Origin of the sequence: Serratia sp. TMDUHS_CL, assembly GCF_037137105.1 — a bacterium.
Lineage (GTDB): Bacteria > Pseudomonadota > Gammaproteobacteria > Enterobacterales > Enterobacteriaceae > Serratia > Serratia nevei.
The window spans coordinates 74,908-93,842 of record NZ_JBBBDV010000011.1 but is presented as its reverse complement, the minus strand read 5'-3'; the positions used below and the strand labels follow the sequence as shown (position 1 = coordinate 93,842).

Genomic DNA, 18,935 nt, shown 5'->3' with positions numbered 1-18,935 from the left:
CGATGGAAGCAAAGATTTCGGTGCCGCAGTATGAGCTGCGCGGTTTCAGCCTGTGGGGCTTTCGCGATATGGCGCACTGCATGGACTTTTTGTTCGACGGCGGCCGGGTAAAACAGGGCACGCTGGTAGCCATGAACGCGGAAAAGATCCTGAAGGCGGAAGAGGACCCGGCGCTGCATGCGTTGCTGGATGAGGCGGAGTACAAGTACGCCGACGGCATCAGCATGGTGCGTTCGATTCGCCGCAAATACCCGGCGGCGGACGTTTCGCGCGTGGCGGGTGCCGATCTGTGGGAAGCCTTGATGCAGCGCGCCGGCCGTGAAGGCACGCCGGTCTTCCTGGTCGGCGGCAAGCCCGAGGTCTTGGCGGAAACCGAGCAAAAGCTGCGCAGCCAGTGGAATGTCAACCTGGTGGGCAGCCAGGACGGCTATTTCAAACCGGATCAGCGAGAGGCGCTGTTCGAGCGTATTCGTGCCAGCGGCGCCGCTATCGTGACGGTGGCGATGGGATCGCCGAAGCAGGAAATTCTGATGCGTGACTGTCGCAAGGTGCATCCGCAGGCGCTGTACATGGGCGTGGGCGGCACCTACGACGTCTTTACCGGCCATGTGAAGCGTGCGCCCAAGGTGTGGCAGAACCTCGGTCTGGAATGGCTCTACCGCCTGCTCAGCCAGCCCAGCCGCATCGGCCGACAGTTGAAGCTGCTGAAGTTTGTCGGCTACTACTACAGCGGCAAGATGTAATCCCTCATCCGGGGCGGAAAGTGCTGTTCCGCTCCGGTCTGCTGTACCAATAATCTGCTTTTGCACGTTTCTCCCGCATATCTATAACCCCCGGCCCTAAACGTCGCTGCATTTATTCCATAAAGTTTTAAATTGCGGTTTGCTTATAGCGGCGAAATGCGAAACGATACCGCCCGGAAATTATCCCTGGCCGCTGAAGCCTGATGCGACAGCGCTGAACGATGTCCCTCTCACGGTAACTTCGCTCCGACTATCCGTTGATGCCAACCCGATCGGCAGGGGATGATTTATTCTTTTAATAATGACAATAACGACCGGCAGCGGCCGGCAGGCAAACACAACCCGAGAAAAATTATTGAGGATTTATGGCACACAAAGAGAAACCGCAAGGGCTACACCGGGGCCTTGAGGCCCGGCATATCGAGCTTATCGCTCTGGGGGGCACCATCGGTGTCGGCCTGTTTATGGGGTCGGCCAGTACGCTGAAGTGGGCGGGGCCGTCGGTGCTGCTGGCTTACATCATCGCCGGGCTGTTCGTGTTCTTCATTATGCGTTCGATGGGAGAAATGCTGTTCCTCGAGCCGGTCGCGGGCTCGTTTGCCGTTTACGCGCATAAGTACATGAATCCCTATTTCGGTTACCTGACCGCCTGGGGCTACTGGTTTATGTGGATTGCCGTCGGCATTTCCGAGATCACCGCCATCGGGGTGTATGTGCAGTTCTGGTTCCCGGAAATACCGCAGTGGGTGCCGGCGCTGATCGCTGTGGCGATGGTGGCGCTGGCCAACCTGGCGGCGGTGCGCCTGTATGGGGAGCTGGAGTTCTGGTTCGCCATGATCAAGGTCACCACCATCATCGTGATGATTCTGGTGGGGCTGGGGGTGATCTTCTTCGGCTTCGGCAACGGCGGTGAACCTATCGGTTTCGCCAATTTGACGGCGCACGGCGGTTTCTTTGCCGGCGGCTGGAAAGGCTTCCTGTTTGCGCTGTGCATCGTGGTGGCGTCCTATCAGGGGGTTGAGCTGGTGGGCATCACCGCCGGAGAAGCCAAGAACCCGCAGGTGACGCTGAAACGCGCGATCAACAATATCCTGTGGCGCATCCTGATCTTCTATGTCGGCGCAATCTTCGTCATCGTCACCATCTTCCCGTGGAACGGCATCGGCACCACCGGTAGCCCGTTCGTGCTGACCTTCGCCAAGATCGGCATCGTTGCCGCCGCGGGCATCATCAACTTCGTGGTGTTGACCGCCGCGCTCTCCGGCTGCAACAGCGGCATGTACAGCGGCGGCCGCATGCTGTACGCCCTGGCCAAGAACCGCCAGCTGCCGGCGGCGCTGACCAAGCTTTCCGCCAGCGGCGTGCCGGTGAACTGCATCGCCGTCACCATCGGCTGCCTGTTGGTGGGTTCCGCGCTGAACTACATCATCCCGAATCCGGAGCAGGTGTTCGTCTATGTCTACAGCGCGAGCGTGCTGCCGGGCATGGTGCCGTGGTTCGTGGTGCTGATAAGCCAGCTTTATTTCCGCCGCGCCCATAAGGAAGCGATCAAAAATCACAGCTTTAAGTCGATCATGTTCCCGTATGTGAACTATCTGACCATCGCTTTTCTGATTTGCGTGCTGGTCGGCATGGGAATCAACCCGGATACGCGGATTTCCCTGCTGGTCGGGGCGATTTTCTTAGCCGGCGTCAGCCTGTGCTACTTCGCTTTCGGCATGCACAAGAAACATCATCCGGCTGAAAATCGGGTAGAAACGCGCCAATAAACGGTGAAAAGGGGCTACGGAGTGCGCTTTTGTGCGCGGGAGTGAGCAAAGCGTAATCAAACGCAACATTTCTGCGAAAAAGCACTAGACAGAATTGGCGTAAATCCGTAGTATCCCCTCCCGCAACGGCGCTACGCGCCCGTAGCTCAGCTGGATAGAGCGCTGCCCTCCGGAGGCAGAGGTCTCAGGTTCGAATCCTGTCGGGCGCGCCATTAAGTTTGTGCGCAGGAGCTGCGGTGGTAATATTACCGCGTGAGTAAGAAGAAGTAGTAATGGTGGCTATAGCTCAGTTGGTAGAGCCCTGGATTGTGATTCCAGTTGTCGTGGGTTCGAGTCCCATTAGCCACCCCACTTCCTAACGAAGTGAAGATTTAGCAGTATTTTGTGACAGTGCGAAGGTGGCGGAATTGGTAGACGCGCTAGCTTCAGGTGTTAGTGTTCTTACGGACGTGAGGGTTCAAGTCCCTCTCTTCGCACCACGCAAAATATCTGATAAATATAAGATTTATATGGACAACGGTCTGATAAATCAGGTAGTATGAGCAACATAAATCGGCGAGTAGCGCAGCTTGGTAGCGCAACTGGTTTGGGACCAGTGGGTCGGAGGTTCGAATCCTCTCTCGCCGACCACATTCGAAAAGCCTGCTTTTTAAAGCAGGTTTTTTTTCGTCTGTCGTTTATGAGGATGAGCACTTCCGCAGGGGGTTTGAGCCTCGCGAAGCGAGACAACGTTGCTTCAGCAACGGCCCGCAGGGCGCGCATCAAAGATGGGCGTAATCCTCTTTCGCCGACCACTCTCAAAGAAACCGACGCAAGTCGGTTTTTTTACGTCTGTCGTTTATGAAAGCAAGTTCTTCTCAGCATGACGAAGGGAACATCGACAAGCCCGTGCAGCACCGCACGGGCTTTTTGCCTTCCTGGGGGAGCATCTGGTGTCGGCCTGCAAACGTGTTGGTTTTCAGCGACAATACCATCCTGTGCTGTCGTCAGGTTGAGACAAATAATTCATTGATTTTAAAAGATAAATCTAGCTTTGACTTAAGTCGTCGTTTCGAGGCGACAACCTGATAAAGGCCGCCAGCAAGTAACACCAGAGAGTGATTTGTGACGGGAATGGAAGGGTTAAATAAAAAGTCAATAATTTCAATATATTGAGCTATATTTTCTATTTGAGAGCCTAAATTTAAAAGTTGGCACGCCAAATGCACTATCTCTTGCGTAGATGCTCATTCCACCTCTTATGTTCGCCTTAGGCCTCATAAACCCTGGGAATGACGCAGAGCCGATTTAGGGTGCCTATCGCCCACGAGAACGATGACTAACCCGTCATCACGCTCAGGGCAGAACGTTGAGTGAGGCACCGCCCCTGTTGTCCTAGACCTGATTGCTTCTTTATACACTTGCCCTGCGGCAAGTGTTTTTTTTGCGCTTCAGAAAGCCATTGGGCAAAAAAAAGCGCGGCATCGGGGCCGCGCTTTTCTCTCTCAGGCAGGGCGTTATTCGCCGCCGTTCTGTTTCAGCGTTAACATCAGCCCCTCACGCCGCATCTGCGCCGCTTCATCCGAACGATGCAGTTTCTCCAGCGTATCGGCCAACCAGGCGTAGTCGTAGGCATCCGGGCGCTGTTTCAGCGCTTCACGGAAGGCGTCGGCCGCTTGCTGCCACTCGCCGTGCTTCATCAACAGCTGCCCCAGCGTGCTGTTCAGCAGCGGCGTCGCGCCGTGTTGTTTCATCTGCTGACGCAGCGCTCTTTCCAACTGCTCGGGGTTGCCGGATTTCAGCCGCGGCAGCAACAGCACCAGGCGCTCGTCGTATTGGCGCCTCAGGCTGTCGAGCACAATCTCCTGCGCCAGTTCGTGGTCGTTGCATTCGATCAGGTGTTCCACCATCGCGATTTGCAGCGGCACTTCGTGACGCGTCTTGCGGCTCTGATCTTTCCACCAGCGCTTCAGGCCTTCGCTGCCTTCGTCCGCCATCGCCTGATTCATCAGCCCGATGTACGCCTGTTGCTGCAATGCCTGCAGCTGCTCTTCGCTGTGGAGTTCGATTTTACGCATCGACGGCAGCACTTCCAGCAGCGACGCATAGGCGCCGGTACGCAGATAGGCTTGTTCCGCCAGACGCAGCACTTCCGGATGACGCGGCGCCTGGTTCAGCAGGCGATCGACGCCGTGGCGCGCGGCGTGGTTCTCGCCCTGCGCCAGCTGGATACGAACCCGGGTGATGTCCACCGGCAGCTGATCGGTGTCGGCCGCTTCGGCGGCGCGCTCCAGATACTGATTGGTACGGAAGTCGTCGCCGCGTTGCTGTGCGGCCTCGGCGGCCAGCAGGTAGTTCACGACCGGCTGTTCGGCGTGGTCGGCGTTGCGCGTCATCAGCTTCTCGACCTGCTTGTAGTCGCCTTCCGCCAGCTTGATCAGCGCGGCTTTGGTTTGCTGGCGCGCGCGGGTGCGCTTGCGGCCGATAAACCAACCGCGCGTGCGGGCGCCGGTACGGAAGATGCGGCGCAGGATCCACTCGATCGCCAGCAGCACCACGAACAGCAGCACCAGCATAATCACCAGGCCGGTGACGCTGGTTTCAATATTGTAATTGTCGGTCTGGATCAGCACATAGCCCTGATGCCCGGCCAGCATCGGCCCGAGCACCACGCTGGCGATCACCACCAGGAACAGAAATAGCACGCGTAACATGGCTTAACCCTCCTGGTGAGCGGCAGGGGACTGGGTCATCAGGTTGCGCACCCGGGTCTGCATCACTTTTTCCAGCAGCGGCTGGCTTTTCAGCTGATCCGGCACGTCCATCGAGATCGACTGTTGGCTCAGGCTGTCCAGCTCTTCCAGGAAGGCCTTGGTCGCCGGATCGGTGGTGTCGAAATAGGCGCGCACCCAGGTGGAGACGGTTTCCAGCGATTGTTTGTAGGTCTCGTTCTGGTGGCGCGGGATGGCCTGTGCGGCCACCAGCAGGCGCGAACGGATGTTTTCGCGCAGGTAGATGTCCTGGTTCGGTGCCAGCAGCGGCTCGGCGCTGGTGTCGCGGCGACGGATGGTGATGAAGTCGGCCATGAAATTGCGCCAGCTCTTGGCCAGGTTCTGCCGCCACTCGCCGATCGAGCTGGAGAGTTCGCTGCTGTTTTGATCCATCGGCGCTTCGTCGGTGTCGTTATCCGCCAGACGCAGGTTATCCACCTGATTGGACAGCTGATTGACCTTGAGGATGATGCCGTCGTAATCGACCTGGGTCAGCGTAGAAAGCGTGCTGATGTCTTCGGTAATGGCGCGGCGCACGTCGAGCAGGCTCGGATCGTTCATGTCCGCCAGGCTGGCGTCGGCGCTTTTCAGCAGCGCGGCGGCGCTGGTGACGTCCTGATCGCTCCACAGCTTGCGGCCGGCCATTTTCACCAGGAAATCGGCCTGCGCCAGCAGCCAGGTTTTGGCGTCGCTGCCGGAGATGGTCGCCACTTTTTCCTGCAGTTCGCTCAATTGGCGCGCCAGATTCGCCTGCTCGCGGTCGGCGGCGTCCAGGGTTTTACCCTGCTGCTGCAACAGACCCTCCAGCGCATTTCTTTCCTGCTGTTGGCTCTGCTTCACGCCTTCAAGCTGCTGCTGCAGCGCCTGATTGGCGGCGATCAGCTGTTGCGCCTGCTTGTGCGTGTGGTAATAGCCGCCCGCGCCGAGGGCGATGACCAGCACGATAGCGATCGCGCCGAGCACCGGGCCGGTGTTCTTTCCTTTGCGGCTGGCAGCGGCTGGCTGCTGGGAGCTCTCAACCGCGGTGGTTGGCTCTTCAACCGGGGCGGATGGGGTATTTTGTTCCGTCATAGTGGCACATCCCATAGTCAGATTATTGTAGCGCGCGGATCAGCGCGTCATTATCGGCGTTGTCAGCTACCCGAATCGTACGCCAGCCCAAGTCCCGGGCGAGGGTAGCCAGGCGTTCGCTCACTACTACCAGGCGGCAACGCAGCAGCCATGAAGAACGATAGTAATCAGGAACTAAAGTATAGAGCTGTTGTAACATTTCACCGCTGGTCACTACCAGCGTATCCACACCGGCGCGCTGCCAGTGGGCGCTTTGCTCGCTGCCGTCGTAGTGCACCGGGCTGCGTTGATAGCATTCATAATAGCTGACGTCGGCGCCGCGCTCGCTCAGCGTCGTGCCCAGCAGCTCGCGGCCGCCGTTGCCGCGCAAAATCAGCGCGCGTTTGCCCGCCAGTTTTTGCAGCGCCGGCAGCAGCAGCAGCGTTTCGCTGATCTCGCGTTCACGCGGGTATTCCACCGGCAAACTGCTGATGCGGTGCAGCGCCAGCCCGGTGGTGCGGCCGATGGCGTAATAAGTCAGGTGCGCGGGCCAGCTCAGCCCGGCGCGGCCGATGACCGAATCGGCATAGTTCACCGAATGCTGCGACAGCACGAACACCAGATCGCCGACGCTAAGCTGCTGCAACGCCTGCGGCAGCTGCGGCAGATCGCCGCCGGGGGCGAAGTCGATCAGCGGTGCATGATAGGCAACCCGGCCGAGTGCGCGCAGCCGGCTCACTAACTGCTCGCCCGAAGGCGATGGGCGGGTTACCAGGATCGTCATGCCGGCGGATTTCCCTGGTAAACTTCGCGCAGGATCTCGCGTGCGCCGCGCGCCAGCAGCTCTTCCGCCAGCTCAACGCCCATCCGTTCAGCCTCGGCGGCCGGGCCGCGGCGTTCGCCGCGCACCATCTGGCTGCCGTCCGGCGCACCGACCAGGGCACGCAGCCACAGGCTGTCGCCATCCAGTTCGGCATAGCTGCCGATCGGCACCTGGCAGCCGCCTTCCAGACGGGTGTTCATCGCCCGTTCGGCGCGTACGCGGGTTTCGGTGGCCGCATGGTTCAGCGGCACCAGCAGCGCGCGGGTGACGCTGTCGTCGAGGCGGCATTCAATGCCGACCGCACCCTGGCCGACCGCCGGCAGGCACTCTTCGGCGCTCAGCGGGCTGCGGATGCGTTGCTCCAGCCCCAGGCGTTTCAGGCCGGCCACCGCCAGAATAATCGCGTCGTAATCGCCGTTGTCCAGCTTGGCCAGGCGAGTGCCGACGTTGCCGCGCAGGTCGCGCACGATCAGATCCGGGCGACGTTCACGCAGTTGGCACTGGCGGCGCAGGCTGGAAGTGCCGACCACGCTGCCCTGCGGCAGCTGATCGAGCGAGGCGAAACGGTTAGAAACAAAAGCGTCGCGCGGATCTTCGCGTTCGCAAATGGTGGTCAAACCCAGGCCGGCAGGGAAATCGACCGGCACGTCTTTCATCGAGTGCACGGCGATGTCGGCGCGGCCTTCCAGCAGCGCCAGCTCGAGTTCTTTAACAAACAGGCCTTTACCGCCGACTTTCGCCAGCGGCGTATCCAGAATAACGTCGCCGCGCGTGACCATCGGCACCAACTCGACCTGCAGGCCGGGATGGCAGGCCATCAGACGTTGCTGCACATAATGTGCTTGCCAAAGTGCAAGCGGGCTTTGTCGGGTGGCAATTCGAATAATTTTGTCTAACATGCTTGTTACCGTTTTTATATTTCGCCATCCATCCTACCACTGAGAGCCAATACTGTCAGTGCAAGAAGCCGGAGGCGGAAAAAGGACAACGGAATCAAAGGGACGTGTGATGTGCTTTGGGGCAGTTAACACTGCGGGTAAATCGTTTAGGGAAGCGCTACAATAATTGTGAAGCGTTACCTCCTTTACGGTCAATCAGCAAGGTGTTAAATTGATCACGTTTCCAGCAATAAGTCGCCAAATATTCTTCTTACACTAACGGCGCTTATGGAATACGGGTTTTTTTCTAAACACCGGGATAATCAGGCGAGACGTCTTGTACCTCTACATCGAGACATTGAAGCAGAGACTGGATGCGATCAATCAGCTACGCGTCGATCGCGCCCTGGCGGCTATGAAGCCCGCGTTTCAACGGGTATACAGTCTGCTGCCCACCTTACTGCACCACCACCACCCGCTGATGCCGGGTTACCTGAACGGTAACGTTCCCCATGGCATTTGCCTCTACACGCCTGATGAAACTCAACAAGATTACCTGAACGATTTAGAAGACAAATGGGGCAGCCCGTTTGACAAACCGGCCAGCGGCGAGCTGCCGATCACCGGCGTCTACTCGATGGGCAGCACCTCGTCTATCGGCCAAAGCTGCAGCTCGGATCTCGACATCTGGGTCTGCCACCAGTCCTGGCTGGACAACGAAGAACGCACCCGCCTGCAGCAAAAATGCAGCCTGCTTGAGAAGTGGGCCGCCTCGATGGGGGTGGAAGTCAGCTTCTTCCTGATCGACGAAAACCGCTTCCGCCATAATGAAAGCGGCAGCCTGGGCGGCGAAGACTGCGGCTCGACGCAGCATATCCTGTTGCTCGACGAATTCTACCGCACCGCGGTGCGCCTGGCCGGCAAACGCATCCTGTGGAACATGGTGCCGGGCGAAGAAGAAGCGCACTACGATGAATACGTGCTGTCGCTGTACGCGCAGGGCGCGCTGACGCCGAACGAGTGGCTGGATCTCGGCGGCCTGAGTTCGCTGTCGGCGGAAGAGTATTTCGGCGCCAGCCTGTGGCAGCTGTACAAGAGCATCGATTCGCCTTACAAGGCGGTGCTGAAGACCCTGCTGCTGGAAGCCTATTCCTGGGAATACCCCAATACCCAGCTGCTGGCGACGGACATCAAACACCGCCTGCATCAGGGGGAGATCGTCAGCTTCGGGCTCGATGCCTATTGCATGATGCTCGAGCGCGTGACCCGCTACCTGACCGACATCAACGACACCACCCGCCTCGATCTGGCCCGCCGCTGTTTCTACCTGAAAGTGTGTGAAAAGCTGTCGCTGGCCAAGGCCTGTGTCGGCTGGCGGCGCGAGATCCTCAGCCAGCTGGTCAGCGAGTGGGGCTGGAGCGAAGAGCGTCTGGCGATGCTGGACAACCGCGCCAACTGGAAAATCGAACGGGTGCGTGAAGCGCATAACGAGTTGCTCGACGCGATGATGCAGAGCTACCGCAACCTGATCCGTTTCGCCCGCCGCAACAACCTCAGCGTCAGCGCCAGCCCGCAGGATATCGGCGTGCTGACCCGCAAACTGTACGCGGCGTTCGAGGCGCTGCCCGGCAAGGTGACGCTGGTGAACCCGCAGATTTCGCCGGACCTGTCGGAAAACGATTTAACCTTTATTCACGTGCCGGTTGGCCGCGCCAACCGCACCGGCTGGTACCTGTATAATCAGGCGCCGGCCATGGATTCGATCGTCAGCCATCAGCCGCTGGAATATAACCGCTACCTGAACAAGCTGGTGGCCTGGGCCTATTTCAACGGCCTGCTGACTCCGCAGACCCGCCTGCACATCAAGAGCGGCAACCTGTGCGACACCGCCAAGCTGCAGGAACTGGTGGCCGACGTTTCTCATCACTTCCCGCTGCGCCTGCCGGCGCCGACGCCGAAAGCGCTGTACAGCCCGTGCGAAATTCGCCATCTGGCAATCATCGTCAATCTGGAAAACGATCCGACCGCCGCCTTCCGCAACCAGGTGGTGCACTTCGATTTCCGCAAGCTGGACGTGTTCAGCTTCGGCCAGCAGCAGCAGTGCCTGGTCGGCAGCATCGATCTGCTGTACCGCAACTCCTGGAACGAAGTGCGCACCCTGCATTTCAGCGGCGAACAGTCGGTGCTGGAAGCGCTGAAAACCATTCTCGGCAAAATGCACCAGGACGCCGCGCCGCCGGAGTCGGTGGAAGTGTTCTGCTACAGCCAGCACCTGCGCGGCCTGATCCGCACCCGCATCCAGCAGTTGGTGTCGGAGTGCATTGAGCTGCGCCTGTCCAGCACCCGCCTGGAGCCCGGCCGCTTCAAGGCGGTACGCGTCGCCGGGCAGACCTGGGGGCTGTTCTTCGAACGCCTGAGCGTGTCGGTGCAAAAGCTGGAGAACGCGGTGGAGTTTTACGGCGCCATCTCCAACAACAAGCTGCACGGCCTGTCTATCAAGGTGGAAACCGATCAGGTGCATCTGCCACCGGTGGTAGATGGCTTCGCCAGCGAGGGGATCATCCAGTTCTTCTTCGAAGACACCTCGGACGACAAGGGCTTCAACATCTATATTCTGGACGAGTCGAATCGGGTGGAGGTGTATCACCACTGCGAGGGCAGTAAAGAGGAGCTGGTGCGCGACGTCAGCCGCTTCTACTCTTCATCGCACGATCGCTTCACCTACGGCTCCAGCTTCATCAACTTCAACCTGCCGCAGTTCTATCAGATCGTGCAGCTCGACGGGCGCACGCAGGTGATCCCGTTCCGCAGCAACGTGCTGTCCAGCCTGTGCGTGACGGTGGCCGATGGCGCCGCACAGCCGCTCAAACAGCAGTTCCAGCTGCATTGACGCCGCAAGGGCTCGGTTGCCGAGCCCTGCATCGCCTCAGGAAAACTGCAGTTCCTCACCGGCCTGTGCGCTGGCCGCTTCGCTGAGCAGCTGATAAAACGGCTGCCCGCTGCGATCGCATAGCCAGACGCCGTCGCGGTAGTTGAAGTGGTAACCGCCGGCCTTGGTGGCGAGCCACACCTGGTGCAGCGGCTCCTGGCGGTTGATGACGATTTTGGTGCCGTTTTCGAAGCTCAGCGTCATCACGCCGCCATTGGTTTCGTAATCGATGTCCGCATCGCCGTCAAAATCGTCCAGTGTCTCTTCAATATTCAGCATCAGCTGGTCGGCCAACTGATGAAACTCGCTGTCGTTCATATTCAATTCCTATTGCTTTTCATGATCCACCTGCGATTATAGAGACCTTGGACGCATGAATTACAGGCATTAATGCAAATGAAAAAACAACTACGCTATGCGCTGATGGCAGTTCTGCTTACCGGCCTCGCCGGCTGTGGTCTGAAGGGCCCGCTTTACTTCCCACCTGCCGATTCCGCCGGCCAAAAACCGGCCAAGCCGCCGGTGCAAACGGGCGATCAGGTGCAAAAGAACCAGCAGGAGCAGTCTGGCTCTCAGCAAAAACCGTCGATGGTCGACCAGTAACACCCTGTTTGCGGTGGCGAGCGCCGCCGCAAAATCAAGACGGATAGCGCGTCCAGATAGCGGAGTATGATATGCAGTTCTCCAAAATGCACGGTCTGGGCAACGACTTTATGGTGGTCGATGCCGTTACACAGAATGTCTATTTTTCACCTGAGCTGATCCGCCGGCTGGCCGATCGGCACCTGGGCGTCGGCTTTGACCAGATGCTGGTGGTAGAACCGCCTTACGATCCCGAGCTGGATTTTCACTACCGAATTTTCAACGCCGACGGCAGCGAAGTGGCGCAGTGCGGCAACGGCGCGCGCTGCTTCGCGCGCTTTGTGCGGCTGAAAGGGCTGACCAACAAGCGCGATATCCGCGTCAGCACCCAAACCGGGCGCATGGTGCTCAGCGTCACCGACGACGATCTGGTGTGCGTCAACATGGGTGAGCCGAACTTCGATCCGCAGGCGGTGCCGTTCCGCGCCGCCAAGGCCGAAAAGACCTACATCATGCGCGCGGCGGAACAGACCGTGCTGTGCGGCGTGGTGTCGATGGGCAACCCGCATTGTGTTTTGCAGGTGGATGATGTAAAAACCGCCAAGGTGGAGCTGCTCGGGCCGGTGCTGGAAGGGCATGAGCGCTTCCCGGAACGGGCCAACATCGGCTTTATGCAGGTGGTCAGCCGCGATCACATCAAGCTGCGCGTTTACGAGCGCGGCGCCGGCGAAACGCAGGCCTGCGGCAGCGGCGCCTGTGCGGCGGTGGCGGTGGGGATCCAACAGGAATTGCTGTCAGAAGAGGTGCATGTAGAACTGCCGGGCGGCAGCCTGCATATTCGCTGGAAAGGGCCGGGCAACGCGCTGTTTATGACCGGCCCGGCAACCCATGTCTATGACGGATTTATTCATCTATGAAGAGCGTAGAAGAACAGAGCGTCGCCGGCCTGGCGCTGGATGACGACACCGTGATGCAGTATCTGCTGCAGAACCCGGATTTCTTTATTCGCAACGCACGCCAGGTTGAGCAGATGCGCGTGCCGCACCCGGTGCGCGGCACCGTTTCGCTGGTGGAATGGCATCTGGCCCGCCAGCGCAATCACATCGAACGGCTGGAAGAAGAGATCACGCTGTTGATGGAACAGGCCAGCGCCAACGAAGGGCTGTTCGCCCGGTTGCTGCACCTGCAGGCCGATTTGGCCACCGCCGACAGCCTGCAGGACATGCTCAACCGGCTGCAGCGCTGGGCGCGCGGCTTCGGTTTGGCCGGTGCCACGGTGCGCCTGTTCGCCGAACGCTGGAAGATCGGCGCGCCTTCCGACTTTACCCACCTGGCGCTGACGCGTTCGGCATTCGAGCCGTTCCGCATTCAGCGGCTGGGCAGCGAACAACACTACCTCGGCGGCCTGAACGGCCCCGAACTGCTGCTGCTGTTGCCGCAGGCCAAACAGATTGGCCAGATTGGCTCGGTGGCGCTGTCGATGCTGGGCGACGACGGCGAACTGGGCATGGTGATCTTCAGCAGCCGCGATACGCAACACTATCAGCAGGGCATGGGCACGGTGATGCTCAATCAACTGGCGCGCATGCTGCCGGAACTGCTGGAACGCTGGGTCGAACGCGCATGACGCCGATTGCGCCCAGCCTGCAGCAGCCGGTGGACGCTTTTCTGCGTTATCTCAAGGTAGAACGGCAACTCAGCCCGCTGACGCAGCTCAGCTATTCGCGCCAGCTGGCGGCGCTGATGCGCCTGGCGCAGGAGATTGGCGTCACCGACTGGACGGCGCTGGACGCCGCCCGGGTGCGCATGCTGGCGGCGCGCAGCAAACGCGCCGGCCTGCAGTCCGCCAGCTTGGCGCTACGGCTCTCTTCGTTGCGCAGTTTCCTCGACTGGCTGGTCAGCCAGGGCGTATTGCACGCCAACCCCGCCAAAGGCATCCGCACGCCGCGCAGCGGCCGCCATCTGCCGAAAAACATCGACGTCGATGAAATGAACCAGCTGCTGGAGATCGATCTCAACGATCCGCTGGCGGTGCGCGATCGCGCCATGCTGGAGGTGATGTACGGCGCCGGCCTGCGCCTCTCCGAGCTGGTGGGGCTGGATTGCCGCCATGTCGACATGGCCGCCGGCGAGGTGTGGGTGATGGGGAAAGGCAGCAAAGAGCGCAAATTGCCGATCGGGCGCACCGCCGTCACCTGGCTGGAACATTGGCTGGCGATGCGCGATCTGTTCGGGCCGGAAGATGACGCGATGTTCCTGTCCAATCAGGGGCGGCGCATCTCGACGCGCAATGTGCAAAAGCGCTTCGCCGAATGGGGCGTGAAACAGGGCGTCAACAGCCATATCCACCCGCACAAGCTGCGCCACTCCTTCGCTACCCACATGCTGGAGTCCAGCGGCGATCTGCGCGCGGTGCAGGAGCTGCTCGGCCACGCCAACCTGACCACCACGCAAATTTATACCCACCTCGACTTTCAACATCTGGCGAACGTGTACGATGCCGCGCATCCGCGCGCCAAACGGGGGAAATCCTGATGCATTTTTATCGCCCGCTGCGCCCGCTGGCGGCGCTGACTTTCGATCTGGACGACACGCTGTATGACAATCGCCCGGTGATTAGACAGACCGAACAACAGTCGGTGGCCTTCCTGCAGAGCTACCATCCCGGTCTGAACAGCTTCCAGTCGGCGGATTTCCACCGCCTGCGTCAGGAGCTGCGCGAGCAGGATCCGGAGATCTACCACGACGTCACCCAGTGGCGCTGGCGCGCTATTCATCTGGCGCTGAGCCGGCAGGGGCTGCGCGATGCCGACGCGGCGATCGGGGCCGATGCGGCGATGCAAAACTTCGCGCTGTGGCGCAGCCGCATCGAGGTACCGGAAGCGACCCACGCCACGCTGAAGGCGCTGGCCGCGCGCTATCCGCTGGTGGCGATCACCAACGGCAACGCCGATCCGGCACAGTGTGGCCTGGACGGCTACTTCCAGTTCGTGTTGCGCTCCGGGCCGGACGGCCGCGCCAAACCGTACCAGGACATGTACCACCTGGCCGTCGAGCGGCTGGGCGTGGCGCCCGAGCAGATTCTGCACGTGGGCGACGATCTGACTACCGACGTCGCCGGCGCGCTGCGCGCGGGGCTGCAGGCCTGTTGGATCAACGATCGGCAACGGGATCTGATGCGGGCCGCCGACAGCCGCCTGTTGCCGCATATTGAGATTTCGCAGTTGGCATCGCTGACAGCATTGTTATAATCCCTGCCAGAACTCTGTATAAATTTCCAGTGAAAAACCCGCCAGCGGCGGGTTTTCCCTTAACCATTAGTGGTGCCTATGGACGTCTCCGATCTGCTCGACAGCCTGAATGAAAAACAACGTGAAGCCGTGGCGGCGCCGCGCAGCAACCTGTTGGTTCTGGCCGGGGCGGGCAGCGGCAAGACCCGGGTACTGGTGCATCGCATCGCCTGGCTGCTGTCGGTGGAGAACTGTTCGCCGTATTCGATCATGGCGGTGACCTTCACCAACAAGGCGGCGGCGGAAATGCGCCACCGTATCGAACATCTGATCGGCACCAGTCAGGGTGGCATGTGGATCGGCACCTTCCACGGCCTGGCGCATCGTCTGTTGCGCGCCCACCACCTGGAAGCCAACCTGCCGCAGGATTTCCAGATCCTCGACAGCGACGACCAGCTGCGGCTGCTCAAGCGCATCATCAAGGCGCTGAACGTCGACGAGAAGCAGTGGCCGCCGCGTCAGGCGATGTGGTACATCAACGGCAAGAAAGACGAGGGCCTGCGGCCACAGCACGTCGAGACCTACAACAACCCGGTAGAGGCCACCTGGCTGCGCATCTACCAGGCCTATCAGGAAGCCTGCGATCGCGCGGGGCTGGTGGATTTCGCCGAGCTGCTGCTGCGCGCGCACGAGCTGTGGCTGAACAAGCCGCATATCCTCAACCACTACCGCGAACGTTTCACCAACGTGCTGGTGGACGAATTCCAGGATACCAACAGCATCCAGTACGCCTGGATCCGTCTGCTGGCGGGCGGCAACAGCAACGTGATGATCGTCGGTGACGATGACCAGTCGATCTACGGTTGGCGCGGCGCGCAGGTGGAAAACATCCAGCGCTTCCTGAAAGATTTCCCCGGCGCGGAAACCATCCGCCTGGAGCAGAACTACCGTTCCACCAGCAACATCCTGAAAGCGGCCAACACCCTGATCGCCAACAACGACGGGCGCATGGGCAAAAACCTGTGGACCGAAGGCGGCGAAGGCGAACCGATCTCCATTTACTGTGCCTTCAACGAACTCGACGAAGCGCGCTTTGTGGTCAACCGCATCAAGACCTGGCAGGACAACGGCGGGGCGCTGAACGACTGCGCCATCCTGTACCGTAGCAACGCTCAGTCGCGCGTGCTGGAAGAGGCGCTGCTGCAGACGGCGATGCCGTACCGCATCTACGGCGGCCAGCGCTTCTTCGAACGCCAGGAAATCAAGGATGCGCTGGCTTACCTGCGCCTCATTTCCAACCGCAACGACGATGCGGCCTTCGAGCGCGTGGTCAACACCCCGACGCGCGGCATCGGCGATCGTACCCTCGACGTGGTGCGCCAGGCGGCGCGCGATCGCCAGCTGACGCTGTGGCAGGCGACGCGCGAGCTGATGCAGGACAAAGTGTTGGCCGGCCGCGCCGCGTCGGCGCTGCAGCGTTTTATCGAACTGGTGGAGTCGCTGGCGCATGAAACCGCCGACATGCCGCTCCACGTGCAGACCGACCGGGTGATCCGCGATTCCGGGCTGTTCATCATGTATGAGCAGGAGAAAGGCGAAAAGGGGCAGGCGCGCATCGAAAACCTTGAGGAACTGGTGACGGCGACGCGCCAGTTCAGCTATCAGGAAGAAGATCAGGATCTGATGCCGCTGCAGGCGTTCCTGTCGCATGCGGCCCTGGAGGCGGGCGAAGGCCAGGCCGACGCCTATCAGGACGCGGTGCAGCTGATGACCCTGCACTCCGCCAAGGGCCTGGAGTTCCCGCTGGTGTTTATCGTCGGCATGGAAGAAGGCATGTTCCCGAGCCAGATGTCGCTGGATGAAGGCGGCCGTCTGGAAGAGGAGCGCCGCCTGGCCTATGTGGGCGTAACGCGCGCCATGCAGAAGCTGACGCTGACCTATGCCGAAACGCGCCGTCTGTACGGTAAAGAGGTTTACCACCGGCCGTCGCGCTTTATCGGCGAGCTGCCGGAAGAGTGTGTGGAAGAAGTGCGCCTGCGCGCCAGCGTATCGCGCCCGGTCAATCACCGCCGCATGGGCACGCCGATCAGCGAGAACGATACCGGCTACAAGCTGGGCCAGCGCGTGCGCCATCCCAAGTTTGGCGAAGGCACCATCGTCAATCTGGAGGGCAGCGGCGAGCACAGCCGGCTGCAGATCGCTTTCCCGGGCGAGGGCATCAAGTGGCTGGTGGCGGCCTACGCTCGCCTGGAAACGGTATAAAGAGCGGGGAGAGTTGCAGGGGCACGCCCCTGCAATCGTTCATTATCAGTGAGGGTAGCGATCGCCGACCTGCGCGGTGGCATACCAGCGCATTACCGCTTCGGTGCCTTCGCCGCCTTCCTGCGGCGCCCATTGCATGCAGTCCTCTTCGGTCAGCGCCTGATACGGGCCCTGCTTCACTTCGAACACCACGCCGCCGGCATCGACCGACAGCACCGCATGCCAGGTAAATGCCGGCATCTCCAGCACTTTGGTTTCTTCGCCGAGCAGGGTGCGCTGCGTGACGACGCCGTCATCGTTGAACTGCAATACGACAAAACGGCCGCGCAGCGGCGTCAGCAATTCCCAGGTTTGCGGGTGACGGTGCGGGCGGATATAGGTGCCGGGTTCCATGGCGATCGCCAGGCGTTGCACCGGGTCGCTCAACTCTTCGTGTAAAGTGCGGTGCGCGCGCAGGCGGGCCACGCTGGCGGCCTGTTCGCTCATCGCGGTCAGTTCATGGGCGGTAATCTGTTTCATCATTTAAATCCGCATGCTTGTCGTACCATTAGGGTGATGTCATCTTAACAACATTCTTGGTGGCGGTAAGCGATCGCCGCGACTTTTTCAGCACGGTTTAAGCGCCATTTTTACCATTGATCATCGTGATGATTTGTTGCGCAATTATCCCGCCTAACGTGTTGACAGGCTTTTTCCTCTCGGCGTAACATGCGCGCACTATTATCATTGAGGACAGACGCCTTGGACACACCCAGTAGATACTGGCTCACTGACCTGCGCCGCAGGTATAACTTCTAAGGCTCTCCGTTTTTGCTGATAGCCTTCGTGGTTGTCGGCGACCCCGCAAAGCGTCGCTATGAGTCAGATCTCTTCATGGTCTGAAACAAATCGGTGATACGCATCCCCTCTGTTTCTGTGCTTCAACGCGTTGTCCGCACCCGTTACCTTCACGGAGTTTTGGCACATGCTGAGCGCTTTTAAATTAGATAACCGCCGCTTGTCCCGTCTGGAGCTGGACGACTCGGATGATCTCACGTCATCGCTGTGGGTTGACCTGGTCGAGCCGGAAGAGGGCGAGCGTGAGCGCGTGCAGAATGAGCTGGGACAAAGCCTGGCGACGCGTCCCGAGCTGGACGACATCGAAGCCTCCGCCCGTTTCTTCGAAGACGAAGACGGTCTGCATATCCACTCCTTCTTCTACTTTGAAGATGCGGAAGATCACGCCGGCAACTCCACGGTGGCGTTCACCATCCGCGACGGCCGCCTGTATACCCTGCGCGAGCGTGAACTGCCGGCGTTTCGCCTGTACCGCATGCGCGCCCGCAACCAGACCATGCTCGAAGGCAACGCCTACGAACTGCTGCTGGATCTGTTCGAAACCAAGATTGAGCAGTTGGCGGACGAGATAGAGAACATCTACAGCGATCTGGAGCAGCTCAGCCGGGTGATCATGGAAGGGCATCAGGGCGACGAATATGACGCCGCGCTGTCGACGCTGGCGGAGCTGGAAGATATCGGCTGGAAGGTGCGTTTGTGTCTGATGGATACCCAGCGCGCGCTCAACTTCCTGGTGCGCAAGGCGCGTCTGCCGACCGGCCAGCTGGAGCAGGCGCGTGAAGTGCTGCGCGACATCGAATCCCTGCTGCCGCACAACGAATCGCTGTTCCAGAAGGTGAACTTCCTGATGCAGGCGGCGATGGGCTTCATCAACATCGAGCAGAACCGCATCATCAAGATCTTCTCGGTGGTGTCGGTGGTGTTCCTGCCGCCAACGCTGGTGGCCTCCAGCTACGGCATGAACTTCGAATTCATGCCGGAGCTGAAATGGTCGTTCGGCTACCCGGGCGCCATCACCTTGATGATCCTGGCCGGCCTGGCCCCTTACCTGTACTTCAAGCGCAAGAACTGGCTGTAACCCG

The 18,935-nt window shown here is 60.1% G+C and carries 16 protein-coding genes, 4 tRNA genes and 1 other RNA gene; 15 read left to right on the top strand and 6 right to left on the bottom strand.

What is annotated here, in order from left to right; genetic code table 11:
- Nucleotides 1-2: 2 nt before the first annotated feature.
- The 7 genes from wecG (at nt 3) to WCL58_RS19240 (ending at nt 3,306) form a co-directional block, all read left to right on the top strand.
- A complete protein-coding gene (gene wecG / locus WCL58_RS19270) occupies nt 3-743 on the top strand; it encodes a lipopolysaccharide N-acetylmannosaminouronosyltransferase (protein WP_060424217.1) in 741 nt (246 codons plus the stop codon).
- A 365-nt stretch (nt 744-1,108) separates the two neighbouring features.
- Nucleotides 1,109-2,512, top strand: coding sequence for a bifunctional threonine/serine APC transporter ThrP (gene thrP / locus WCL58_RS19265; protein ID WP_038874078.1), 1,404 nt, complete (start codon nt 1,109-1,111; stop codon nt 2,510-2,512).
- Between the two features lie 135 nt (nt 2,513-2,647).
- Nucleotides 2,648-2,724 (top strand) — tRNA-Arg (locus tag WCL58_RS19260).
- Nucleotides 2,725-2,787: 63 nt separating this feature from the next.
- Nucleotides 2,788-2,863 (top strand) — tRNA-His (locus WCL58_RS19255).
- A gap of 41 nt (nt 2,864-2,904) precedes the next feature.
- Nucleotides 2,905-2,991: transfer RNA gene (locus tag WCL58_RS19250), tRNA-Leu, on the top strand.
- 74 nt (nt 2,992-3,065) lie between these two features.
- Nucleotides 3,066-3,142 (top strand) — tRNA-Pro (locus WCL58_RS19245).
- A 34-nt stretch (nt 3,143-3,176) separates the two neighbouring features.
- A non-coding RNA gene (locus WCL58_RS19240) (RtT sRNA) lies at nt 3,177-3,306 on the top strand.
- Nucleotides 3,307-4,008: 702 nt separating this feature from the next.
- Here the strand turns inward: WCL58_RS19240 and hemY are convergent.
- From hemY to hemC, 4 genes are read right to left on the bottom strand one after another with little or no spacing between them, the layout of a single operon-like run.
- Nucleotides 4,009-5,205 (bottom strand): protoheme IX biogenesis protein HemY, encoded by a 1,197-nt coding sequence (hemY, locus tag WCL58_RS19235; RefSeq protein WP_336851488.1) that lies wholly within the window; start codon nt 5,203-5,205, stop codon nt 4,009-4,011.
- A 3-nt stretch (nt 5,206-5,208) separates the two neighbouring features.
- A complete protein-coding gene (hemX, locus tag WCL58_RS19230; RefSeq protein ID WP_038874084.1) occupies nt 5,209-6,333 on the bottom strand; it encodes a uroporphyrinogen-III C-methyltransferase in 1,125 nt (374 codons plus the stop codon).
- Between the two features lie 22 nt (nt 6,334-6,355).
- A complete protein-coding gene (gene hemD / locus WCL58_RS19225) occupies nt 6,356-7,096 on the bottom strand; it encodes a uroporphyrinogen-III synthase (protein WP_060441211.1) in 741 nt (246 codons plus the stop codon).
- Nucleotides 7,093-8,034, bottom strand: coding sequence for a hydroxymethylbilane synthase (hemC, locus tag WCL58_RS19220; RefSeq protein WP_038874089.1), 942 nt, complete (start codon nt 8,032-8,034; stop codon nt 7,093-7,095). The genes hemD and hemC overlap by 4 nt, the downstream gene beginning before the upstream one ends.
- Nucleotides 8,035-8,350: 316 nt before the next feature.
- Between hemC and WCL58_RS19215 the strand changes: the two genes are divergently transcribed.
- Nucleotides 8,351-10,903, top strand: coding sequence for a class I adenylate cyclase (locus WCL58_RS19215; protein WP_019452546.1), 2,553 nt, complete (start codon nt 8,351-8,353; stop codon nt 10,901-10,903).
- A 36-nt stretch (nt 10,904-10,939) separates the two neighbouring features.
- Here the strand turns inward: WCL58_RS19215 and cyaY are convergent, their stop codons facing one another.
- Entirely contained in the window at nt 10,940-11,260 is a 321-nt protein-coding gene (cyaY, locus tag WCL58_RS19210; RefSeq protein ID WP_049200053.1) for an iron donor protein CyaY, read from the bottom strand.
- A gap of 78 nt (nt 11,261-11,338) precedes the next feature.
- Between cyaY and lptM the strand changes: the two genes are divergently transcribed.
- From lptM to uvrD, 6 genes are all read left to right on the top strand, one after another.
- Nucleotides 11,339-11,545: an LPS translocon maturation chaperone LptM gene (lptM, locus tag WCL58_RS19205; protein ID WP_048232385.1), complete on the top strand. Its 207-nt coding sequence runs from the start codon at nt 11,339-11,341 to the stop codon at nt 11,543-11,545.
- A 71-nt stretch (nt 11,546-11,616) separates the two neighbouring features.
- Nucleotides 11,617-12,441, top strand: coding sequence for a diaminopimelate epimerase (gene dapF / locus WCL58_RS19200; RefSeq protein WP_084826275.1), 825 nt, complete (start codon nt 11,617-11,619; stop codon nt 12,439-12,441).
- Nucleotides 12,438-13,151 (top strand): DUF484 domain-containing protein, encoded by a 714-nt coding sequence (locus tag WCL58_RS19195; protein ID WP_038874100.1) that lies wholly within the window; start codon nt 12,438-12,440, stop codon nt 13,149-13,151. Before dapF ends, WCL58_RS19195 begins: the two co-directional genes overlap by 4 nt.
- Nucleotides 13,148-14,059: a tyrosine recombinase XerC gene (xerC, locus tag WCL58_RS19190; RefSeq protein ID WP_033654013.1), complete on the top strand. Its 912-nt coding sequence runs from the start codon at nt 13,148-13,150 to the stop codon at nt 14,057-14,059. Before WCL58_RS19195 ends, xerC begins: the two co-directional genes overlap by 4 nt.
- The gene (yigB, locus tag WCL58_RS19185) at nt 14,059-14,775 is read left to right on the top strand and encodes a 5-amino-6-(5-phospho-D-ribitylamino)uracil phosphatase YigB (RefSeq protein ID WP_060441210.1); all 717 of its coding nucleotides are present in this window, start codon (nt 14,059-14,061) and stop codon (nt 14,773-14,775) included. The genes xerC and yigB overlap by 1 nt, the downstream gene beginning before the upstream one ends.
- Nucleotides 14,776-14,853: 78 nt before the next feature.
- Nucleotides 14,854-17,016 carry a DNA helicase II gene (uvrD, locus tag WCL58_RS19180; protein WP_038874108.1) on the top strand — a complete coding sequence of 721 codons (2,163 nt, stop codon included), beginning with the start codon at nt 14,854-14,856 and terminating at the stop codon, nt 17,014-17,016.
- Between the two features lie 45 nt (nt 17,017-17,061).
- Here uvrD and WCL58_RS19175 read toward each other — a convergent pair whose 3' ends face one another.
- Nucleotides 17,062-17,535, bottom strand: coding sequence for a WbuC family cupin fold metalloprotein (locus WCL58_RS19175; RefSeq protein ID WP_025160392.1), 474 nt, complete (start codon nt 17,533-17,535; stop codon nt 17,062-17,064).
- A 445-nt stretch (nt 17,536-17,980) separates the two neighbouring features.
- On the opposite strand from WCL58_RS19175, the gene corA reads away from it, so the two are divergent.
- Entirely contained in the window at nt 17,981-18,931 is a 951-nt protein-coding gene (corA, locus tag WCL58_RS19170; RefSeq protein WP_004934262.1) for a magnesium/cobalt transporter CorA, read from the top strand.
- Nucleotides 18,932-18,935: the final 4 nt, after the last annotated feature.